This window comes from Pandoraea terrae, from assembly GCF_902459695.1.
Taxonomy (GTDB): domain Bacteria; phylum Pseudomonadota; class Gammaproteobacteria; order Burkholderiales; family Burkholderiaceae; genus Pandoraea; species Pandoraea terrae.
The window spans coordinates 101608-119342 of record NZ_CABPRZ010000004.1 but is presented as its reverse complement, the minus strand read 5'-3'; the positions used below and the strand labels follow the sequence as shown (position 1 = coordinate 119342).

At 61.3% G+C, this 17735-nt stretch carries 13 protein-coding genes; 7 read left to right on the top strand and 6 right to left on the bottom strand.

All coding sequences use genetic code 11. The features are described from left to right. The first annotated feature begins 15 nt into the window (after positions 1-15). From PTE30175_RS06090 to PTE30175_RS06080, 3 genes are all read left to right on the top strand, one after another. Positions 16-1167, top strand: a complete 1152-nt coding sequence (locus PTE30175_RS06090; RefSeq protein WP_150696171.1) for an IpaC/SipC family type III secretion system effector — start codon at positions 16-18, stop codon at positions 1165-1167. A 107-nt stretch (positions 1168-1274) separates the two neighbouring features. Next, entirely contained in the window at positions 1275-2228 is a 954-nt protein-coding gene (locus PTE30175_RS06085) for an IpaD/SipD/SspD family type III secretion system needle tip protein (RefSeq protein ID WP_191628864.1), read from the top strand. Positions 2229-2233: 5 nt separating this feature from the next. Beyond that, positions 2234-2773 (top strand): hypothetical protein, encoded by a 540-nt coding sequence (locus tag PTE30175_RS06080; protein WP_191628862.1) that lies wholly within the window; start codon positions 2234-2236, stop codon positions 2771-2773. A gap of 35 nt (positions 2774-2808) precedes the next feature. On the opposite strand, the gene PTE30175_RS06075 is transcribed toward PTE30175_RS06080, so the two are convergent. Further along, positions 2809-4476 carry a winged helix-turn-helix domain-containing protein gene (locus PTE30175_RS06075; protein ID WP_150696168.1) on the bottom strand — a complete coding sequence of 556 codons (1668 nt, stop codon included), beginning with the start codon at positions 4474-4476 and terminating at the stop codon, positions 2809-2811. Positions 4477-4899: 423 nt separating this feature from the next. Here PTE30175_RS06075 and PTE30175_RS06070 point away from each other — a divergent pair, with 423 nt between their 5' ends. The 4 genes from PTE30175_RS06070 to PTE30175_RS06055 all read left to right on the top strand — a co-directional run bounded on the left by PTE30175_RS06070 (position 4900) and on the right by PTE30175_RS06055 (position 12365). Continuing rightward, complete coding sequence (locus PTE30175_RS06070) at positions 4900-5271, top strand: hypothetical protein (protein WP_150696167.1); 372 nt, start codon at positions 4900-4902, stop codon at positions 5269-5271. After that, positions 5268-5603, top strand: a complete 336-nt coding sequence (locus PTE30175_RS06065; protein WP_150696166.1) for a hypothetical protein — start codon at positions 5268-5270, stop codon at positions 5601-5603. The genes PTE30175_RS06070 and PTE30175_RS06065 overlap by 4 nt, the downstream gene beginning before the upstream one ends. A 187-nt stretch (positions 5604-5790) precedes the next feature. Next, positions 5791-7971: a hypothetical protein gene (locus PTE30175_RS06060; protein ID WP_150696165.1), complete on the top strand. Its 2181-nt coding sequence runs from the start codon at positions 5791-5793 to the stop codon at positions 7969-7971. A gap of 386 nt (positions 7972-8357) precedes the next feature. Further along, positions 8358-12365: a dermonecrotic toxin domain-containing protein gene (locus PTE30175_RS06055; protein ID WP_338044410.1), complete on the top strand. Its 4008-nt coding sequence runs from the start codon at positions 8358-8360 to the stop codon at positions 12363-12365. Positions 12366-12440: 75 nt separating this feature from the next. On the opposite strand, the gene PTE30175_RS06050 is transcribed toward PTE30175_RS06055, so the two are convergent. From PTE30175_RS06050 to PTE30175_RS06030, 5 genes are all read right to left on the bottom strand, one after another. Beyond that, positions 12441-13400, bottom strand: coding sequence for a hypothetical protein (locus PTE30175_RS06050; protein ID WP_150696163.1), 960 nt, complete (start codon positions 13398-13400; stop codon positions 12441-12443). Between the two features lie 245 nt (positions 13401-13645). Further along, positions 13646-14524, bottom strand: coding sequence for a hypothetical protein (locus PTE30175_RS06045; RefSeq protein ID WP_150696162.1), 879 nt, complete (start codon positions 14522-14524; stop codon positions 13646-13648). A 91-nt stretch (positions 14525-14615) separates the two neighbouring features. Beyond that, entirely contained in the window at positions 14616-15035 is a 420-nt protein-coding gene (locus PTE30175_RS06040; RefSeq protein WP_191628860.1) for a CesT family type III secretion system chaperone, read from the bottom strand. Next, entirely contained in the window at positions 15028-15966 is a 939-nt protein-coding gene (locus PTE30175_RS06035; protein ID WP_150696160.1) for a hypothetical protein, read from the bottom strand. Before PTE30175_RS06035 ends, PTE30175_RS06040 begins: the two co-directional genes overlap by 8 nt. A 229-nt stretch (positions 15967-16195) precedes the next feature. Further along, positions 16196-17584 (bottom strand): protein-tyrosine phosphatase family protein, encoded by a 1389-nt coding sequence (locus PTE30175_RS06030; RefSeq protein WP_191628858.1) that lies wholly within the window; start codon positions 17582-17584, stop codon positions 16196-16198. Positions 17585-17735 lie beyond the last annotated feature (151 nt).

The window sequence follows — 17735 nt, the reverse complement described above, 5'->3', positions numbered from 1 at the left end:
GCCGAGGAGCGAGCCATGATCGATCGAATTGCCTATCCGGGCATTTTCCAACCCGGGCCCGTGTCGCCCGACCCTGTGCAGGCGCCACCCTCCATCGGACAGGGGCAGGACAAATGGATCGATATCGAGGGGCAATCGAAACCATCCAATACCCTCGGCCGGCCCCGATTGAACCCGCCGCCGGACGCAGCCGATATGGGGGCGGCATCGAACTGGTTGCGGCAGTGGGCCAAGCCGGGGCCGTCTTCGGAGGAAGGTCCGGGCACGCGGGGCGTGCCACCCCCGTCGGGCGAAAACAGGCCGCCGGCTTTCGATTTCAGCAGTTTTCAGAGTGATCAGACCCGTCTGCTCGTGCAATATTTGGCGTTGGTGCAGAAATTCATGGAGTCCGATCAGGGGATGAAGGGCCTGTTGGGTAAACTCGGCTTCCAGTGGCGCCAGAGTGAAGCGGATGCGATCAAGCGCGCTGGTGTGATCGGGATGTCGAGCAGTATCGCAACAGCCGCAGTCCAGACCGCAGTGGCGGGCGTCGGAGCGCAGCAGCAACTCAAGGGACTGTCGGCCGAACGCAACGCCCTCAAATTCGACGCCGCGCCGCAACCCGCGCCTGCGCGGAACCTGCCTGGCGAAGCCGAGGCGGTCTCGGGGGCGCTCCCGCCGGCCGCCGTGGATAAGGCGCCTGCGGCACTGACGGCTGCGCCGCCCCTCGCCGCCAAACCCGCTGCTGCTGCGGCGCCACCGCCCCAGGCCGATACGCAGACGCCTGCCGGCGGCAACGCGGCTTTGAAACCGGCGGATGGCAACGCGGCGTCGGCGCCTGCCGCTGCAGCGCGCGACGACGCGCGTAACGAGGAGCGCCGGGCGTATATGACGAACGAACGGCTGAAGGCTGAAGCTCAGCGTGAGAAGGGCCGGGCGGTGGCTGCGGTGGCGGGCGTGACCGGCGGCGTCATGTCAGGCACGGGCCGCTATGCCGAGACGATCGAGCAGGCCCGGCAACGCCTGGATTCCGCTGCATCCCAAACACTCAGCGACGCCTCTGCCTCGTCGCGCGATCATGCCGCCCGCATGGAAGCGCAAATTCAGGAGTTGCTCAGGGAAATGGCGCAGGCAATGAGTGCGAAGGCTGCCGCCGTGGGCAGCGTGGCCAGCAACTTGCGTGCTTGAACTTCTTGTTCCGGAGATCAGCAAACACGATGGAAATTCAATCGATACCCTATGGGTCACGCGTGAGCGGCGCCTATCCGGACGACGTGGCGCGGGACGACGCTGACGTGACCGTGTCCACGCCGGACGCACTGTCCCGCATTGCCGATCCGAAGGCCGGCCTGCTCACCGACGGCATCGAGGCGCTCGAGATGCTGCAGTCTGCGCTTGGACAGATGCGCGACGATTTTCGGCAGTGCAATGGCGCAGTGGCCGCCGACTCGGTTGCCCAGGCCCGTCTGGCATGGCAGAACGCGAAGTCGCGCGTGGATGCGCTGACCGCGTTGACGTCTGGCGACGTGCCCGAAGGGAACCCGCCGCGCTCGCCCAGCGTCAATTCGCTGAAACCACCGAGCCCGCCCGAGGCCAATGAAGACGACGATAAGGTGATGTCGGACTCCGAGATGTGGGCAAAAATTGCAGAAATCATAGGCGAGATAAAAAAGAAATATCTGGATATCTATGAGCAAGCATCGAAAAACGCGCTCGAATTCAACGACGAGTTGAATAAGATCACGGCAGAGCTCAATAAGCTCATTTCCGTCAATGACAAAGGCGACAAGGTCACGCTGAAGGTGGCCGAACTCAAGGCAAAGCTTGAGGAACTCAAAAAGAAGTTCTCACTGCCGAATCCCGCGGGCGTGCTGTTTCCGTCGCCGGGCAGGGATGGCGCGATCGACGGAGCGACGAAGGAAGAGGCGGAACAGTGGCTCAAGGAACTGGGGTTGCCGCAGAGCAGTCTCAAGGAATTTCCGGAGGGCTCGGGGAAATATGTCGTCACGCTTGATCTGGGTCCCCTGGACTCGATGATCAGCGGATTGCCGTCGAAGGAGGAGTTGAATCCGATAGAACTCGATACCTGGAAGACGGGTTTTCTCGGCCAGGACAATGCGTTTAAAACGAAGCTGCAGACCCTCACGCAGAAATACACCACTGCCAATGCGCTGTACGACAATATGACGAAAGTATTGAGCGGTGCGATTGCGGCCTGCAAGGATACGATCAGTACATATTTCAAATGACTCGCATGAATTTGGCTTCTCGCGAGACGGCATCGGGCCCGGACCAGCGCTCGATGCGAATGGACCGGGCGGAGGCAATTCGGTGCTTCCGGTCCGGGCCGCTCAGCAACGTGCCTGCGCGTTATCACATGCGGATTGTCGCCTGGTATGACGACGCCAAGGGCGCCGCCGTGGCGTTAATGATGGTGTTGCGCGATGCGCTTGCGCCAATTCACCTGGACGACATCGCGCGGCGCCGGCATTGCATCGCCATGCGGGACGCGATCCTGCCGGCAACGGCATCGAGTCAACGGGCGGTACTCGATCGCTTCGGCGCCGGCGATGCCGCGCCATTGGCGGATGCGCTGGCCTATCTGCTCGATGCGTTGGCCGTGCATCCGCAACGTGAGTCGCTGCAGGCATTCGCTCACCAACTGATCGGCGAAACGAGCCTGATGTGCGAGCCCCACGGCCCCAACCCGCTGGTGGCCGCGCTGCTTGGCAGTTTGGGCTTCGATGTCGATGCCTTGTTGGCGAACCGGCGGGGTTCGGAAACCGCGCCTTGAAGGCGCGATACCGTCACATTGCCTGTGCTGGCGAACTAGAGCGAGAAGAGCCTGTCGAGGCGCGGGTCGTGCCGGTAGAAACGCTGCCACGGATAACTGTCCTCGCACATTTCGCGCCATGCGTCCCGCGCCGTGCGCAGGCCCTTGAGTTCGAGAATCAGGGGCAGCAGGCTGGCGCGGACTTGCCGGCAATCGACGTTGGACAGAAAAGCGTCCGCCTCCTGCCGGCCGCCGTCCACACCGCACTGGAGCCGAACATAGTGCCGATTGGCGCAAATCAATCCGGCATTGCGATCGCCCTCGTGAAGCGATTCGACGAGCTTGATCGCCTCCGCATGCCTGCCTGCCCAGGCAAGCGCCACCGCGTAACTGCTGAGCAACACCGGGTGCGCCTGGCTGTGCCGCATCAGAATCTGCGAGGCGCCCGCCAGGGCATGATCGACATCGCGCTCGTAAAAGGACGCCCATAGCCGCAGAATGCCCGCCGCCATGAATGTCGGATCCAGTTGCAAGGCCCGGTCGAGCGATCGTCTTGCGGTGCTGTGCTGTCCCTCGAGCATCAAGTGCCATGCGTAATGGTAATGAACGTAGGGATTTTCCGGAGCGAGCAACAACGCCTGTTCGAACAATGTGTTGGCAACCGTACGGTCGAATCTCAGGCTGCTGAGAATCGCCAACTGGCTTAGCGCGTGCGGATTGCGGCAATCGACAGCCAAGGCGTTGTCCACCGAGTTTTTTGCGGCGTGCATCGCGGCGCATTGGTCAAACGTGCCGAGTTGAGCGAGCGCGAAATAACATTCTGCCCGTCCGCAATGCAATTGCGCGCAATGCGCGTCAGTGCCCAGGCATTGCTCAAACATGGCGAGCGCGTGCAACAGGCCTGACGGCGTATGGCGTTGCAGATGGTAGCGCGCGTGCATGAACGTCACGGCTTCGCCGACCGATCCGAACGTGCGAACGCCGGTGCGCGGCAACGCGAGCCCGGGAATGCGCTTGGTGACGATGTCGGTCAGGCGCAGCTCCAGATAGGGGGCCGGCCGCTCTGCATCGAGGTGGATGTCCTCCACATGGATGAGCTCATGCCCATCGGATCTCACCAGTTCCACGCGCAAGTGCACGCCAAGACCGCACGGCATTGCGTGCCCGGCCAGATAGTAGCCGGGACGGAGCCGGTCGATCAACGCCGCGATGTCAGCCGGGCCATGACATTGGCGCGTCACGGCCGTCGGGAGTACGGCAAGGCCATAGGGTGCATAACGCGAAAGCCGCGTCACCAGACGGTCCTGAAGGTCCGCCACATTCAGCAAATCATGGGATCGGAACGGCAGTATGGCCAAAGACGTGCGCGCAGCGCTCTGCGCGCCGCGCGAGACGACCACCACATGACGGGAGAAGCGGTATCCCTTGCCGTACGCCGTTTCAATAAAACGGTCGGTCTTGCTTTCCTGAAGCGCGCGGCGCAGGGCATAGATGCAACGTGTCAACGACTCCTCGCTTGCGCCGTTGAATGGCCAGACCGCGTCGAGCAAATCACCCTTGTCCACGACGGCGCCCCCCGCATCGAGAAGGATCGTCAACACTGCGAGTTCTTTGGGGGGGACTTTGACTTGGCAATTTCCCCGAATCAACATTCCCTCGGCGGTCAGAATGAAATCGTCAAACAAATACCGCTTGTCGATGCCAAGTTTGTCTAGCTGCACCATTTCTCAACCCTCTGCCAATGCTCGTTCTGTCCGAGCATGCCGATGGACGTCACTATGAGTGCATGGGCCGATTACCTGGCATTTCGGACTGTTAAGTTTGATCGCATGACGATTATATTGTTCCGGAATTAGGCGCAGATTTCATATTTTCCGCAAATATTTGAATAGCCGATTTCTGAAAGACATGGGCAGGAAGTTGCGCATGACGTTCTGGTGGGATTTTTCACATAAATCTCCTGCGATATGGATTTCTTGTTGGCGTCGTGCTAGCGCGGGGAGCGAATATTGATATCAATGCGGGTTGCAATGGTTGAAGGTATTTGAAAACGAATTGGATACGTCGTTCCACCGCCGGAGACCGCTTTGCATTTGACGAGACGGGAAATATTGAGCACGGGAAAAGGATTTCCACCGAGTAGCGATGTGGAGGTTATCGAACCCTGCGAATGGTTGTCGTTGTTGTTCGAATGGTTGAAATGCGAAATGAATGTCGATGCTGTGCTTCGGAATAACGCGATCTTCTTCGAGTTCGAGGACGGCGATGTGGGTGTCATTCATGGTGGGCAGCGCAAAGGGATCGAGCGACGATTCAATACGGCGGACGATGCCGATCCGGATCGCGTGCTGGAGATGAACTTTTCGATCTGCTGGCAGGGGTTCGCGATCGCTCCGCAAGCGGGGGCGTGGGTAATGTGTGCGAACTTGCCCGGCGTGGCACCGGATGCCGCCGTGGCGCGCATTGCTTCATTTATATCCTGGTCGCAAAAGATAAAAAATAATCTGGGGGGTGAATGAACCAGGATGCGTTTGCACTCATGGCCCCGTCGCTGGAAACGGAGATTCCGGAAAAAATCGGCGAGTATTTTCAGGTTCGGAGTTTCGAAAACCCGTGGACTTGGCTGGTCGAATTCAGGGATGGGGATTTGTTTGTCGCGCTCGTATGCGCCACCGCAGGCACGGTGAGCGAGGTGGTTCGTGGCGGTGATCGTGGGGATTGCGAATCGTGGATGTCGTTCCCGGCAAGCATCGATAGACGAAAGATGCGCTGTTTTTTCGCGAAGAATGTGCGGCCGGACAAGTCCGATATCCTCAGGATCGTTTCGGATTTCAGGGAAATTGTCGCTTGACGACTGAGTTTCACCAACCATTGGAGGGCGAAAATTGGTGACGCAACATGTTGATTCAGCAAAGGGATGTTTGGCGCTGGCGCGATCAACGGCGGCGACGTGTATCGCGTCGGCCAGGGTTGACGATTCGCTCAAGAATGCCGCAACAGGAGGGGCGCTTGAGTCCCTGAGTCTCGGCAATTTATCGGTGAAGCAGCGTGGCACCTCGGCCGGCGAGGTTGCGCCGATGAGCCGTGCAGATGTGATCAGCGTCACGAACGCCGTGTTGACGTTGCTGCGCGATCTATCGACATTCGGCGAAGACAAGAGTGCCAGGCTCGCCATGTGTGAGAAGTATGCGTCGCGGATTGCGCGACCCGGCCAGGGCGCTGCGCTCGATGCCAAAGCGATCAACGATTGCTACCTGTTCTTCAAGGCAGCCCAGCAGGCCGGCGGGGAGCGCGTTGTCAAAGGCGGTCATGACGATTGGGCGGTGCGAGACGCCTATCTCACGTGCCGGACATTGAAGTGGCGATTTCGTGCGGCCGTAAGCGAGCTGATCAAGCATCGGCTCGATCGGGTGATGGAAAAGAATGTGAGCGCCATGCGGGGCGGCTCGTCCGAGTCGGTGACGATTGGCGCGGCGGGAAAGATAGGCCCCGTCGGTTTGCAGGTGTCGGCAGCACATGGGATGAGCGTTTCCCAGGCAGGCTACGCGTTGCAGCAGAAGAGCGGTTCGGCCCGCGTATTTGTGGGCGCGAAAGTTACCGATGGCGTATCTGCGGACGGCGGCGTGAAGTTGATTCACACGAGGCGAGCGGTCTACGACAAGCTCTCGGATTATGTCGCGGCGAGGGGGCATAAACTGATCACGTGGCTCACTCACGCGAAGCTTGACCTGTTGTTCAATTTGCGCGACGTCGTGAAGTTGACGACAAGTTACGAGCGAGATATTCGTCGCGCCAATATCTCGCACCCCTTCCTCGTCGATCAATTGCAAAGACTCCGTTGCAACGTGGCATGCCGGCCGCTTCCGGGCGCCGCGCCTCGTGAACTGGAGCGTCATGCGGTAACGGAAATCAGCGCCGACGCGGGGGTGGCCGCGGGACTGCCCCCGATCGTCACCGGATCGGGAAAGCTTGCCTGTGCCCATGAGCATGCGGTGAAGCGGGGGAGGCTGGACATCATGAGTTTGCTCGACCGACGCCCGGACGATGCACGCGAGTCGCTTCGCGACACCTGCCATGAATATACGGATCTCGGGCTGCAGTTCGCGATGGAACAGCATGCGCAGTTCGGTAGCGAAGCTGTCGTGGAAGCGCTGACGAACATGAGCGGGGGCAAGCAGGCAATGGCCGTGCTCGACGAGGTCGCGAAAACGTCTCACGGGCTGTTGAAGCAGTTTGCGCGGCTTAAGCTTGATGGCTATCTCTCGGAAGACGTCGAGCGGGACATCCGGGCGCTGATCGCGCGGCATCCCGAGATCCTGCGGCCGGCAAGCCTGGAAATTTATCGGATGAGCTGTGTCGCCAAACAACGCGTTGTCAGGGCTGGCGTCGAGGTGACGGTGCCGCAGCTCGGCGTGCAGTTGGGCGTGAATATTGCCTTCAAGCACGTGACTGAGGACGAGGACCCCTATTATTGCGGCAAATTCGTTGACGTCTCCTTCGATGGCCTGCTCGATGGCACGGCCATCCTGACGGGTGCGTTGGAGGCGAGCGTGTCCCCGGATGGCGTCGTCAATCCGGTCGCATTCTCCGACGCACTGGCCATGGTGCCGAGTGTGACGAAAGGTTATTCGACGCGAGCGTTATACAAGGTGAAAGGGGGGCGATTGAAGCTGATGGTGGCTCAGGCGCTCAAGACGTCCGGGATTCCCCTTGACTCTTCCGGCATCGTTGTCCCGGGTTGGAGAGGGAATGGCGACGCTCCGGAAAATAGCGGCGGGACGCCCTCGGACTTCCTGCCAGTGTCGGTCAGTCTTGTTTCGGCGCAACGCCTCGTCGAGAAGGAAACGCTGGGCACCGAATGCCTCGACCTGCTGCTTCCGATCGCGAGAAGCCGCTTGGGCGGTGCAGCCGGCCGTCCATGGTGGGACAACTACGTCGAAGCCCATCGAGACGATTTCGACCAGCTTTTGTTCAATATCGCACAGCGATCCACGGGAAGTACCCTGGATCTGGATCTGGCGGAGATTGCGCGCAATGCGCCCAGGACCGCCCCCCTGATCACGCGTCTGACGGACTGTGCGCGCAGGATGGCCGAGGCGCCCACCCCGTCGCACCGGGCAACGGCCCACGATGCGTTGGCGCAAGTGCTGCTTGCCTACCTCGACGACCATTACCGCGACGCTGCCGCGCAGAACTGGTCGCTGTCGACGCGACCGTGACGTTGCTATTTCTGACCTGAGCCGTCCGGCGCCCGACGGAACGGCGCCTGTCAAACGGAGTGCTCGTCCTCTCCTTTCTCGTTCCGATCTGGCCTCAGGTCGGATTCCCATTTTTTTCGATGGGCGATCCGCGGCACGGCGTCCTTTACGGCATGGAGATCACCGTGCCGGACGTGTCGAAGGGGCAGGCTGGGCGGGATGCTGCGCACACAGTGACACTCGATTCGCGCGCCTTGGACGATTTCGGCGAAACGCGCGTGAGCAAAATTTGAAAGTGGCCGGTACCGCCGGGCGGAAGGATGTCGAGCGGGCGCGATCGCGGCGCAACGTCGATCGCGCCCGCTGCGTTGTGATGCATCTCATCTTTCACTGTCCGGAGAATCGTCATGTCCAGTATCAATATTCACACGCCCTCTTATCGGCCGCCTCAGGACACCACATGCGCAGCGGACGGGCGTGACGCCGAGGCCGGCGGTCAATCCGCCGCCGCGTCCCCCACACCCTCCGAAGATTTGGCGGCTACGCCTGCGGTTTGCGACGAGGTGCTCCCGGACAGACTTTCCGAGTGGGATCCGCTGGCGCTTCGCGGCGCCGCCGCGCGCCGTCCGCGCAGATCCGTGGATCAGCCATTGAGCATGACGACAGTGCCCGCGACCGCTTCCACGGAAGACCAAACATTGCCGGCGGCGTTGGAATATCTTGCGCCGACCCGAGCCGGACTGACCCTGCACGGACTCGCAGAAGACTATAACTTGCGGCATCATATGCAAAACGAACTTACCAGGATGTTATTGCCGCAAGGGGATTTACGGGCGGCTTTCAAGCGAGGGCTTGTTGCGGAATTTGGCGCGGCGTTTGCACGTGCGGCCGGCCGTGGATTCAATCCCGACAGGCTCTATCTGAATCAATTCGACGTGTGGGGGCCCTTGTGGTCTTCGCCGTTAGCCGAAGGTCAGTACCAACGAAAGCGGTTGCGGCAATCGTGGACGTTGACGGACGCGGCTATCCGCATTGCGTCGGATCCTGAGAACGGCATTCCGGACTCGGTCGATTACGGTGTGTATCTGCGTAATACGAACCTTCCGAGACAATACACGCCTGCAGACGCCGTCCCGGGGATCGACCTGTCCACGTTTATCGCGCGCGTGCGCAACGCCGACTGGCTGCGCGTGTATCGGCAGGGCTGGGACAGCGTGATCAAAAGCTTCGATGTGGATCCCGATGGACATAGCTCGTTATTGATCCAGAAGCATTTGTGGGTCATTCGTACCAGCTTGAACCTGGAGGCGTTGGCCGGCCGCATCGGCCGGCAAGCTACGGCGCTCATGCGCACCGTCCTGACGTTGCCGAGCGCTTCGCAGCGCCAGGAGAGTGACGGCGGCGTCGACGGGGTCGACGTTTATCGTATCGGGGTCAGTGTGCCGGGACAGACCGAATTGCTATATCCCGCAGGCATGTTTGTCGTTTCACAACGCGCGGGCGCAAGAAGCGTGCTTTTCACTCCAGGCGGTGCGGTGCCTTTCAGAGATTATGCAACGCTTCACGCGCTGGTCGGCGATCTCGCGCGCGATGGGACCTCATCCGCGCGCCGTCACCTGCTCGAGTGTTTGCCGCTGCGGCATCGCGCTGCAGCGAGTGCCGAGGGGGCGCGCATCGTGTTGACGATCGAGCGGGAAAACATTCTGTCCGTCGTTACACGAACGAACTGCGCTGTGATTCAGGACGACCTTGCGTTCAGCGCCGAAGCGGTGGCAGAAGGCGCGCGCGAGCAACGCTGGCTCTCCTGGTTCACGGCCGTGCCGTTCGAGACTTCCGCCCGCGTGCCCGGGGCGGATGCTGCGTTTATCGGTTTTTCCGGCGGCGTTCCGCCCGATCTGCCACCGCGACAGGAGTGCGTTCGTTTTGACGACAGGGCTGTCGAGCAGTTGCGGCATTTGAACCAAATGCGTGCGGACATTGTGGCGGCCGCGCCGAGCGTGCGAGAAGTGGCCACGCAGTACGTTGCGTCGCTTATGCAAGCGCACGTCGGCAAACATGTCGATGTGGAGCGGATCGGTTTGAGCCTGTTACTTATCGACCGCTCCCCCGAGTCGGATGTTCAATCCCATAAGGAGATTGTAATTCCATTGCCGGCCGTTGTGATGATCCGCTTGGAAGAAGGCGGTCTGCCGCTGAATGCCCTTTCCCGGGCGCGTTTTCAGCTGCCGCCGGGCAAGGACGGCAAGCCCGATGATTTGGCAGGCTTGACCCCGGGCGCGCTATTCCGGCGCATTGACGTTGTTCAATATCGTGAGACTTTGCGTCGCAGGTTCGACGCGTTCTTGTCCGAGCAAAGCCGGCAGATCCGTGAGGTACTGAAAGGCTCGTATATTGTTGAAGCCAATACCGGTGCATTTGCCAGGCGGCTGGGGGCGCCGGCCATGGCCATGGCGTTGGCGGTCGCCAATGTCGAGCCGTCGGCGCCGTTGGAATTGAGCGGTTTGGCTCGAACCGATATTGACGCGCCGCAGCACGTTCGGGTGGCGTGGCTATCCCTGAACGGCTATCGCTCGGACATCCTCACGCTTACCGATCGGAACACGGGCGTCGTTGTATTTTACGACGCGTGGTCGCGAGGACCTCGCTTCAAGGAGTTCCCCGATTGGGACGCCGCGCAGCGTTGGTGCCACGACCAGGTATCGAGCGAAGAAAAGCGCATTCGACTCGAAAGTGCGTTTTCCCTGAGGCGCGGCACTGAGAGCGCGATGGACTTCTCCGCGTATATCCGCGGCACACAAATCACTGATGACGCGGGCGTCTGGCAGATCAGACCCGATCGCGTTGATATCGATGGCGATGTTTTCGACGCGATATTCAATACCTTCCGCCGCCGGTTGACGGGAGCCTTTGAGGTGTCGGCTGCCGAGGAAATCCACCCGCTGGGGGGCTTTCAAAAGGTGCTTCTGGCGCTTAACCTTGCCATTGGCGCCGCCAGTTTTTTCATGGCGCCGTTGAGTCAAGCCGCGATTGGCCTCGCGGCCTTTCAGTTGGCACTAGGCGGCGCGCTGGCGCTATTCGCCGACACCCCCGCCGAGAAGTCGGTGGCCGCCAATTTCGCGGTCGGCGGTTTGGTCGGAGGGAGCGTGTCGCTGAGCGCACTGATCGCCCGCAATGTTAGCGCCATGGGTGGCCTCAATGCGTTCCGATCCTCGACATCGTCGTCGGACATGGCGCCAGCGTTGCCCGGACTCTATCACCATGATTCCAGGCTTTACGCTCAAGTCCGTGATCACGTGTACGGCGTCGCCTATGACACGGATGTCCGTTCCTGGCGGATGGTTGATCAGGCCACGCAACTGGCATCGGGGCCGTTGCTCGAGTTGGGGGGGGATTTCGAATGGTATCTGAGCGAGATACAGTCGCCGGTCGAAGCGCAAAGCAGCTGGGGCGGTAATGTTCTACCCGACCCCGCCACGGTAGTTGTCGGTGCGAAATTTGAATCAAAGGCGACGGCGCTGAGGACGGCTTCCAATCAGTTAAAAAGAGACGCGTTCCTGGACGGTGTGCAGGCGGGCAAGCAAATTGCGCTGCCCAGCCCGCAAACCCGGCGTGCTTCCGGCCTGCTGCAATTGGATTTTCTTGACCCGGCGACGACTGACCCGCGCGAGCTCGGCATGCTATATCAACGCTTTGTCGCCACGCGCGCAGCGGAACTCGCGGAAAAAGCCGTGGTCGCGGCTAACCTCTTGCGTGCGGACGTTGCGCTGTTGGGTGGGCAGTTCCTGCCGCTTCCCCAGGCGCCCTATCTGGCCAGTGTCGGAGCGCAACGCGGTTTCTGCCTTCCCTTGTGCCGGGCGATGGCCGTGGCGCTGTACCGGCGGAAAACCGCCGATTGGGTGCGCACGTTGGATGCGGCAATCACCGCGCCCCAAACCGAACGCGCCATGGCGTTGAAGGCCGACTTGATCGCCCTGCACTCCCACGCCGGGATCGCCGCTGCGCAGGAAAGTGTGGGCTTGCGCGAGTTCAGCGAAGTCACCGACATGATCTCTGCGTTGTCCAGTCCGAATCAAATGTTCTTGATGTCGACCGTCGAGCATTCGATGCTTTTCGGCACATGCCTCGACCGCACCGGTGCGCTGAACTATTTTTTCTACGACCCCAACTTCGGAGTGATCAGTCACCGTCACGCGGACGTGTTGTCCCAACTGATGGAGGATCATCTGATCGGACGACAGATGGCGACGCAATACGGCGCGTACATGATCGGTAACGCGTGCGGCTTCGAAGTGCGGGCGCTCAGACTCGACACGCTGGCGAACGCGTCGTTGTGTTCCACCACGGTCGGTGGATTAATTAAAGTCAAGGCAGCGCCCGCTGTCCTTGCCGGACAAGGGAGTCGCGCCGCGGTGTAAGCGGCATGCCCCACACACTGCCGTTCGGGCCGTTCGAGCCGTTCGCGGGGCGGCTGTTGCGCTGGATTGAGTCCGTTAGCCGAAGGTGGGAGGGCTTGGCTGGTGCGCCGGGCGGCTCACCGAACTCAGATTCGGGCGCGGCGGGGGAAACAACCGTGGGGGCTTTCGCGGCCTGCCTGCCGGGTCCACCGGCCCGCCGGTGGATCGCGCAATTCCGGGCGGCAGTGTGGGAGGCGCGTCGCGAAATGTCGTCAGGCCTGGCGCTGAGCGGCTTGGCCCCGCGGGAATCGTGTCGTGGTCGGGCTCGTCGAGGGATATGCCCTTGCCGCGGAGGATTTGGATGACCTCCCGCAGCAGGCTGTCCGTGTCGGCGGGTGTGGGATGGCTGTTGGATGTGCCGGTATCCGGTGCGTCGCGGCGCGCGTTATGCCGAAAGCTATTGATGCCTGTGTAGGAGACGGGGCCGGGCTTGCCAATGTACGCGGTCGTCGAGCGGTCATACGGACCGGGGACATCGGCTTGCGCGACGAGCGCATCGTGAACCGCTTGGGCCGAAGGGGTTTGCGTTGCATTCGATCCGCGCAGGCGCTCTGCGGCGTAATGCGTGTTTGTGGCAAATGGCGCGCGGTGTGACAGCGTCTCGCGCGGTTCCGAGCGCATATTCGGGTGCGCCGTCGTCATCCCGCCTTGAGGCCGCGCCAGATGGCTGTCCAAGAGAAGCATGCACAGCGGCGCATCGCCGCCGAGATCCCGTACCATCCACTGCCGTACGCGAGGGCTGCCGATGCGCGGCAGCCATATGAGGCGCTTGAGCCCCTTCGTGTTCGCATGCGTGGCAATCAGCGACCGTGCGCGCAGCGTCTGCTGCGGGTGAAGTACGAATTTCCACCCGGTAAACAGCACCGCTTCGCCCTTCTTGTCTATGCCAAGGACTGTGTTTTTGTCGCAACCCGAACTGCAAATAATGTCGACGACCGACGCGCAAGCGGCAAAATCCATGCTTGCAGCGGGTACCCCTGTGACGATTTGAGTCATGGACTTCTCCTGAGTGACCAGGCGTATAAGTATTCTCCGGAGCCATGGTGATCGATGCGGCGATGGAACGCTTGCAGGAATCGATCATATGCCGCGACGTACGCACGATCGATGCGCGTGTAAGCGGCAGGTCCCGCACGCTGCCGTTCGAGTGGCGTGCGGGTGGGGCGAGGGCACAGGACGCTACCCGATTCAATCGGCTAGAAGGACGCAGTACGCTCGGCCGGCTCCGAGGGCGGCACCCGCTATTCCGCCTTCAAATGCGACGACTCAAGGTCGGGCGCGGGGCGGTCCGGGCGCGGCCGGGCAACGGGGCGAGGACGATCCGTTGCATCGGCTTCCTGGTTGGCTTCCCTGCCCGGAAACACAGTGCGCGGCAGCGGAATCGGCTTGGGTTGACGGGGCGCGGGGTTGGCCTGCGGCGGATTCACCGAGCTCGGACTCGCACCGGGCTCCAAATACTGCGGCACTGCTGGCCGGTGCGCGCCTGCCAGGATCGACGGCTCGCTGGTGGATCGCCGCAGTCTGGGCGGCAATGGCGGCGGCACGTCGCGGTGCGCCGCCAGATTTGGCACTGAGCGGGCAGGGCCTGGGGGAATCGTGTCGTAGATAGGCTCCAGCGTTTGCGGTTTGAAGGTCAGGCTATCCCCGCGAAGGACGTCGAGTACGCCCCGGACCAGGCGGCTCGTTTCGTTGGCTGTAGACAGAACAGGAGGCCCGTCTGCATTCGATGCCTCGCCACCCGCAGTTGCATTGCGCCTCACCCCTGTCTGGACGTGCGCCGATTCCGTCTTTTCGATAAGGCGGCGCATGGACTGGCGCGTCGTAGGTGCACCTTTTTCCAGTTGCTCCAGGCGCGCGATCACGTCGGATGCCGTAACTCGCTTGAGCAGGCAGGCCAGCGAGTCCTTGAGCGTCATGCGCGTCGAGATCGGCAGTCCGGCCGGCGGTGGCGCCTTGAGCCATTCGTAGGCACGCCGCCGTGCGCCAAGATGCGCAAGGATATTGAAGCCTTTGTGGGCGACCAGGCCATTCTTGCTGAACCCAATCGGGGTATCGGCGGGAAGCTCACGCAATGTATTCAGCAGCGTTGGGTTCCCGAGGGGGGGGAGGGCAAGACTCATAGGGTGTTTCCCTTGGGTGAAGTCGGAAGCGGGCGAACCGGTCAAAGCAAGCGTGCATCTCCGTTCGCCCGAATAGAGCGCACGCGCGAGCCTAGGTCGGCGAGAGCGGGGTGGGAAATGGATGCGCTCTCGATAGATCCAGCATGTGTTCCGTCGTTGCGATAAGCGCGCCGAAGGCCTCGGCGAGGCTCGCCAGATCATGCTCCTGGACCGACAGCTTCAACCAGCAAAAGAGCTTGTCTTCGGCGTTGATCGCAATGATCGGATGCCAGCGCTCGGCGCGCATGTGGTTGTGGCGCAATGCGTCGATGGCGTTAAGGTTCTCCACGGGGTTCACCATTTCGGCAAGCATGAACCAGGCGGTGGGGTCGATCGAGCCGAAATGCAACAAGAAATGGTCTTCGACTTCGAGGCTGACAACCTCTTGATCTGGCGCGAACGTCTGCGTCGGGAAACCGACATGCCGGAGCAGGTCGTTGACCACCCAATGAAAGGAAGTCAGATCATGCATGGTGCTTTCCATAAGGTCCCTGTGACCGAATTGATTCCGTGTCCTCCTCGGGATACCACCACCACGTTCCCTCGGAATCCCACATCCATGTTTCTTCGGAGTCCGATAACAGCACCTGTTCGGAATTCCGGATCGCCTGGCTGTCGATCCTGATGTTTTGGGCGATGTCTTCGAGCGCCTGAACTTCGTCTGGCTCCAGGTTCAGCGGCAGGTTTGCAGCGCCCAAGTCGTCCACAATGTGCCGCACGGAGCCCGTGCTTCCCGTACGCATCTCTGCGGTTGCTGCCCACAGAGCGGCCTGACGGAGGGCGCCGGGTGTGAGGAGCATCGGCGACTCGGGGATGCCTGCACGCTCCATGCTCGGGGCGAAGCGGTGATTGGACTTGGCCGGGCCGGCCTCGAACCATCGCTGCAGCTCCTGGATTTCATCGACAGACAGAGGGCGCCCCCCGTCGTCGTTGATCACCTGAAAGAACGGAAAAGTGACGCGTTCGTCTTCGCACGCCAAGGTGATCCAGGAAGTTCGGACGAAAATGCCGTGTTGCGCGAAATGCTCGATCTGTTTGTCCACGATTTCGATTTCCACGTTACCCACGTACCTGGGCGTGGGAGAGGCGGTTGAGTCGGATTCGGGCGGGCATAGCAATGCCGGGCGTCCAAGGTCCGCTTCGCGTGATTCCGCCTCGGACGTGAACAGGGCCATATAGGTCGGCGGCGCGTCGATGATCGATTTGAGCCAGCGCTCCGCTTCACCGTCACGCGGGATGTCGGCCAGCCGTATCGCGGCACTCCGATAAATCTGCAGGTTGCGATTCGGAAAGGTGTCATGCAGGAACCACTTCACGAACCGACGAGTCGACGCGTCCGAAAGTCGCAGCGGGCGCCAGAAGCGATGGCGTTGGGCGCTTCCGGTCGCGCCCACTTCACGCATGATGCTCGCGGCACGTCGTGTCTGATGTGGATGAAGCAGATATTGGAGGCCGCTGTACACCACCAATTCGTGTGCCTTGTTCACGCCGATGCTACGCCGGTGAATCGTGTCGGCAATGCGCAGGGCTGCGGCGGTTTCGCCGTTGATCATGCTCGATGTTGTCATGCCGAGCTCCTTTGAAAGTGGTAATGCACAATGGGTCCCCGGCGAAGTACCTGCCGGGACGAGCTTATACGCTTGCGGCGACGACGCGTGGCGGATGTATGCTGCGTAGCGGATTGCCGTTGTCCTCTGCGATTTCGATAAGCGTGTCGAGGTGACGCGTCGTCGCCACCATGTCCGGATTGCGGCTCATGCGCATGTCGGTGACGATATCCTCGAGCGCTGCACCCTTGTCGTTCAAAAGCGCCATCGCGCCGATCAACACGCCCGTCCTGCCCGCGCCGCGGCGGCAATGAATCACTGGCAGGGGGGCGTCACGGTGGACAGCGCCAAGCACGGGCTGTCCGGTCACTTGGCGCGGATGTTGCCGCTGGGCGATGTCGATCTCGCGAACCAGCGCCCGAATATCGCTGGCGGACGGGTCGCTCACCCGTGACCAACGGCTTACGTGCAGTACGGGAAAGCTCACTGAGCTCTCCTCGGTGGCGAGTGTCAGCCGATAGGTCTCGATCTCACCAGCCTGCGCCGTCAAGCTGCGCCTTCCGAGCGCTTGCGGATTGACATGGATACGGCCGGCAGTCAGCGCATTCGAGAAATACCAATGCTGCGGGTCGGTCGCACCGTAGGACCAGGCGGGTAGCTCATCGATCTCCGTGGCGCTGGCGAGGATCACCAAAATGGAGGGCGCTTGCGCCATCAACATTTCGAAGTGCTTCGTCACATGAGGCCGAATGGGATACTGGCAAGCAATCGCCACGTCCTGTGCCGCGATGTTCACGACATTCGCCGGCAGCGACGTGCCGTGGGGCGCCGTAACCATCGTGTGGCACGCGACGCCCTCGGCCGGGTAGCGGGCGGTAGGCAGCCCTGAAAGGAACAGCACGCCGCAGTCTTCGCCCGCTGCCGTCATGCGTTCATACAGACCGGTGACATTGTCCTTGGTGCCCAGTGCGTCGTGAACCGCCTGGCGTGGATCGGCTTGTGTTGCGGTCGGCTCGCATTTGAGCTCGGCGGGGGAATGTGCGGGGTAGGTACGCCGCGCGTGGTACAGCGTTGTTTGGCGCAATGCCGGATATGTCTTCGGCTGCGCTTGCGCCGTCCGGCGGTGATGCGGCCGGCGCGGGCGGTCCTCGATAGTCATATACGACCGCGTTTTGTCGTCGAGGTTGCGCACCAACCATTTTCGTAAATCCTGGTTGTCCATGCGCGGCAGAAACGTGAACCGGGAGCACCCGTGTTTCTGCGCGTGGTCAGCGATGAGAGATTGCGCGCGAAGTGTCTGCATCGGATGAAGCAGGAATTGCCACCCCGCAAACAGCACTACGTGGCCGCGCTTGTTGACACCGAGCACTGCGTCGTTGTTGCACGACGGGGAATGGCGCACCGTGTCGAATAGCGTCCTCAAGTCTTCAGGCCCCATTCTCGAAGCGGGTACTTGCGTGGCGATGCCAGTCATGTCTATCTCCTGAGAACGGTAAGCCCTTGGCGACCCTCTGGCGTCATGATGCTTGATCAGGTTGAGAGAGCGCTTGCATAAATCGCCCATGCGGCATCGTGCCGAAAAAAAAGCCGTCGATCGACGGCTTGTTTCTCAACGCTGACGCGCG

Excerpts from the sequence above, each read along its gene's own strand:
- PTE30175_RS06090 (WP_150696171.1), top strand. The coding sequence starts at position 16 with ATGATCGATCGAATTGCCTATCCGGGCATTTTCCAACCCGGGCCCGTG.
- PTE30175_RS06080 (WP_191628862.1), top strand. The coding sequence starts at position 2,234 with ATGAATTTGGCTTCTCGCGAGACGGCATCGGGCCCGGACCAGCGCTCG.
- PTE30175_RS06075 (WP_150696168.1), bottom strand. The coding sequence starts at position 4,476 with ATGGTGCAGCTAGACAAACTTGGCATCGACAAGCGGTATTTGTTTGAC.
- PTE30175_RS06065 (WP_150696166.1), top strand. The coding sequence starts at position 5,268 with ATGAACCAGGATGCGTTTGCACTCATGGCCCCGTCGCTGGAAACGGAG.
- PTE30175_RS06055 (WP_338044410.1), top strand. The coding sequence starts at position 8,358 with ATGTCCAGTATCAATATTCACACGCCCTCTTATCGGCCGCCTCAGGAC.
- PTE30175_RS06050 (WP_150696163.1), bottom strand. The coding sequence starts at position 13,400 with ATGACTCAAATCGTCACAGGGGTACCCGCTGCAAGCATGGATTTTGCC.
- PTE30175_RS06045 (WP_150696162.1), bottom strand. The coding sequence starts at position 14,524 with ATGAGTCTTGCCCTCCCCCCCCTCGGGAACCCAACGCTGCTGAATACA.
- PTE30175_RS06040 (WP_191628860.1), bottom strand. The coding sequence starts at position 15,035 with ATGCATGATCTGACTTCCTTTCATTGGGTGGTCAACGACCTGCTCCGG.
- PTE30175_RS06035 (WP_150696160.1), bottom strand. The coding sequence starts at position 15,966 with ATGCGTGAAGTGGGCGCGACCGGAAGCGCCCAACGCCATCGCTTCTGG.
- PTE30175_RS06030 (WP_191628858.1), bottom strand. The coding sequence starts at position 17,584 with ATGACTGGCATCGCCACGCAAGTACCCGCTTCGAGAATGGGGCCTGAA.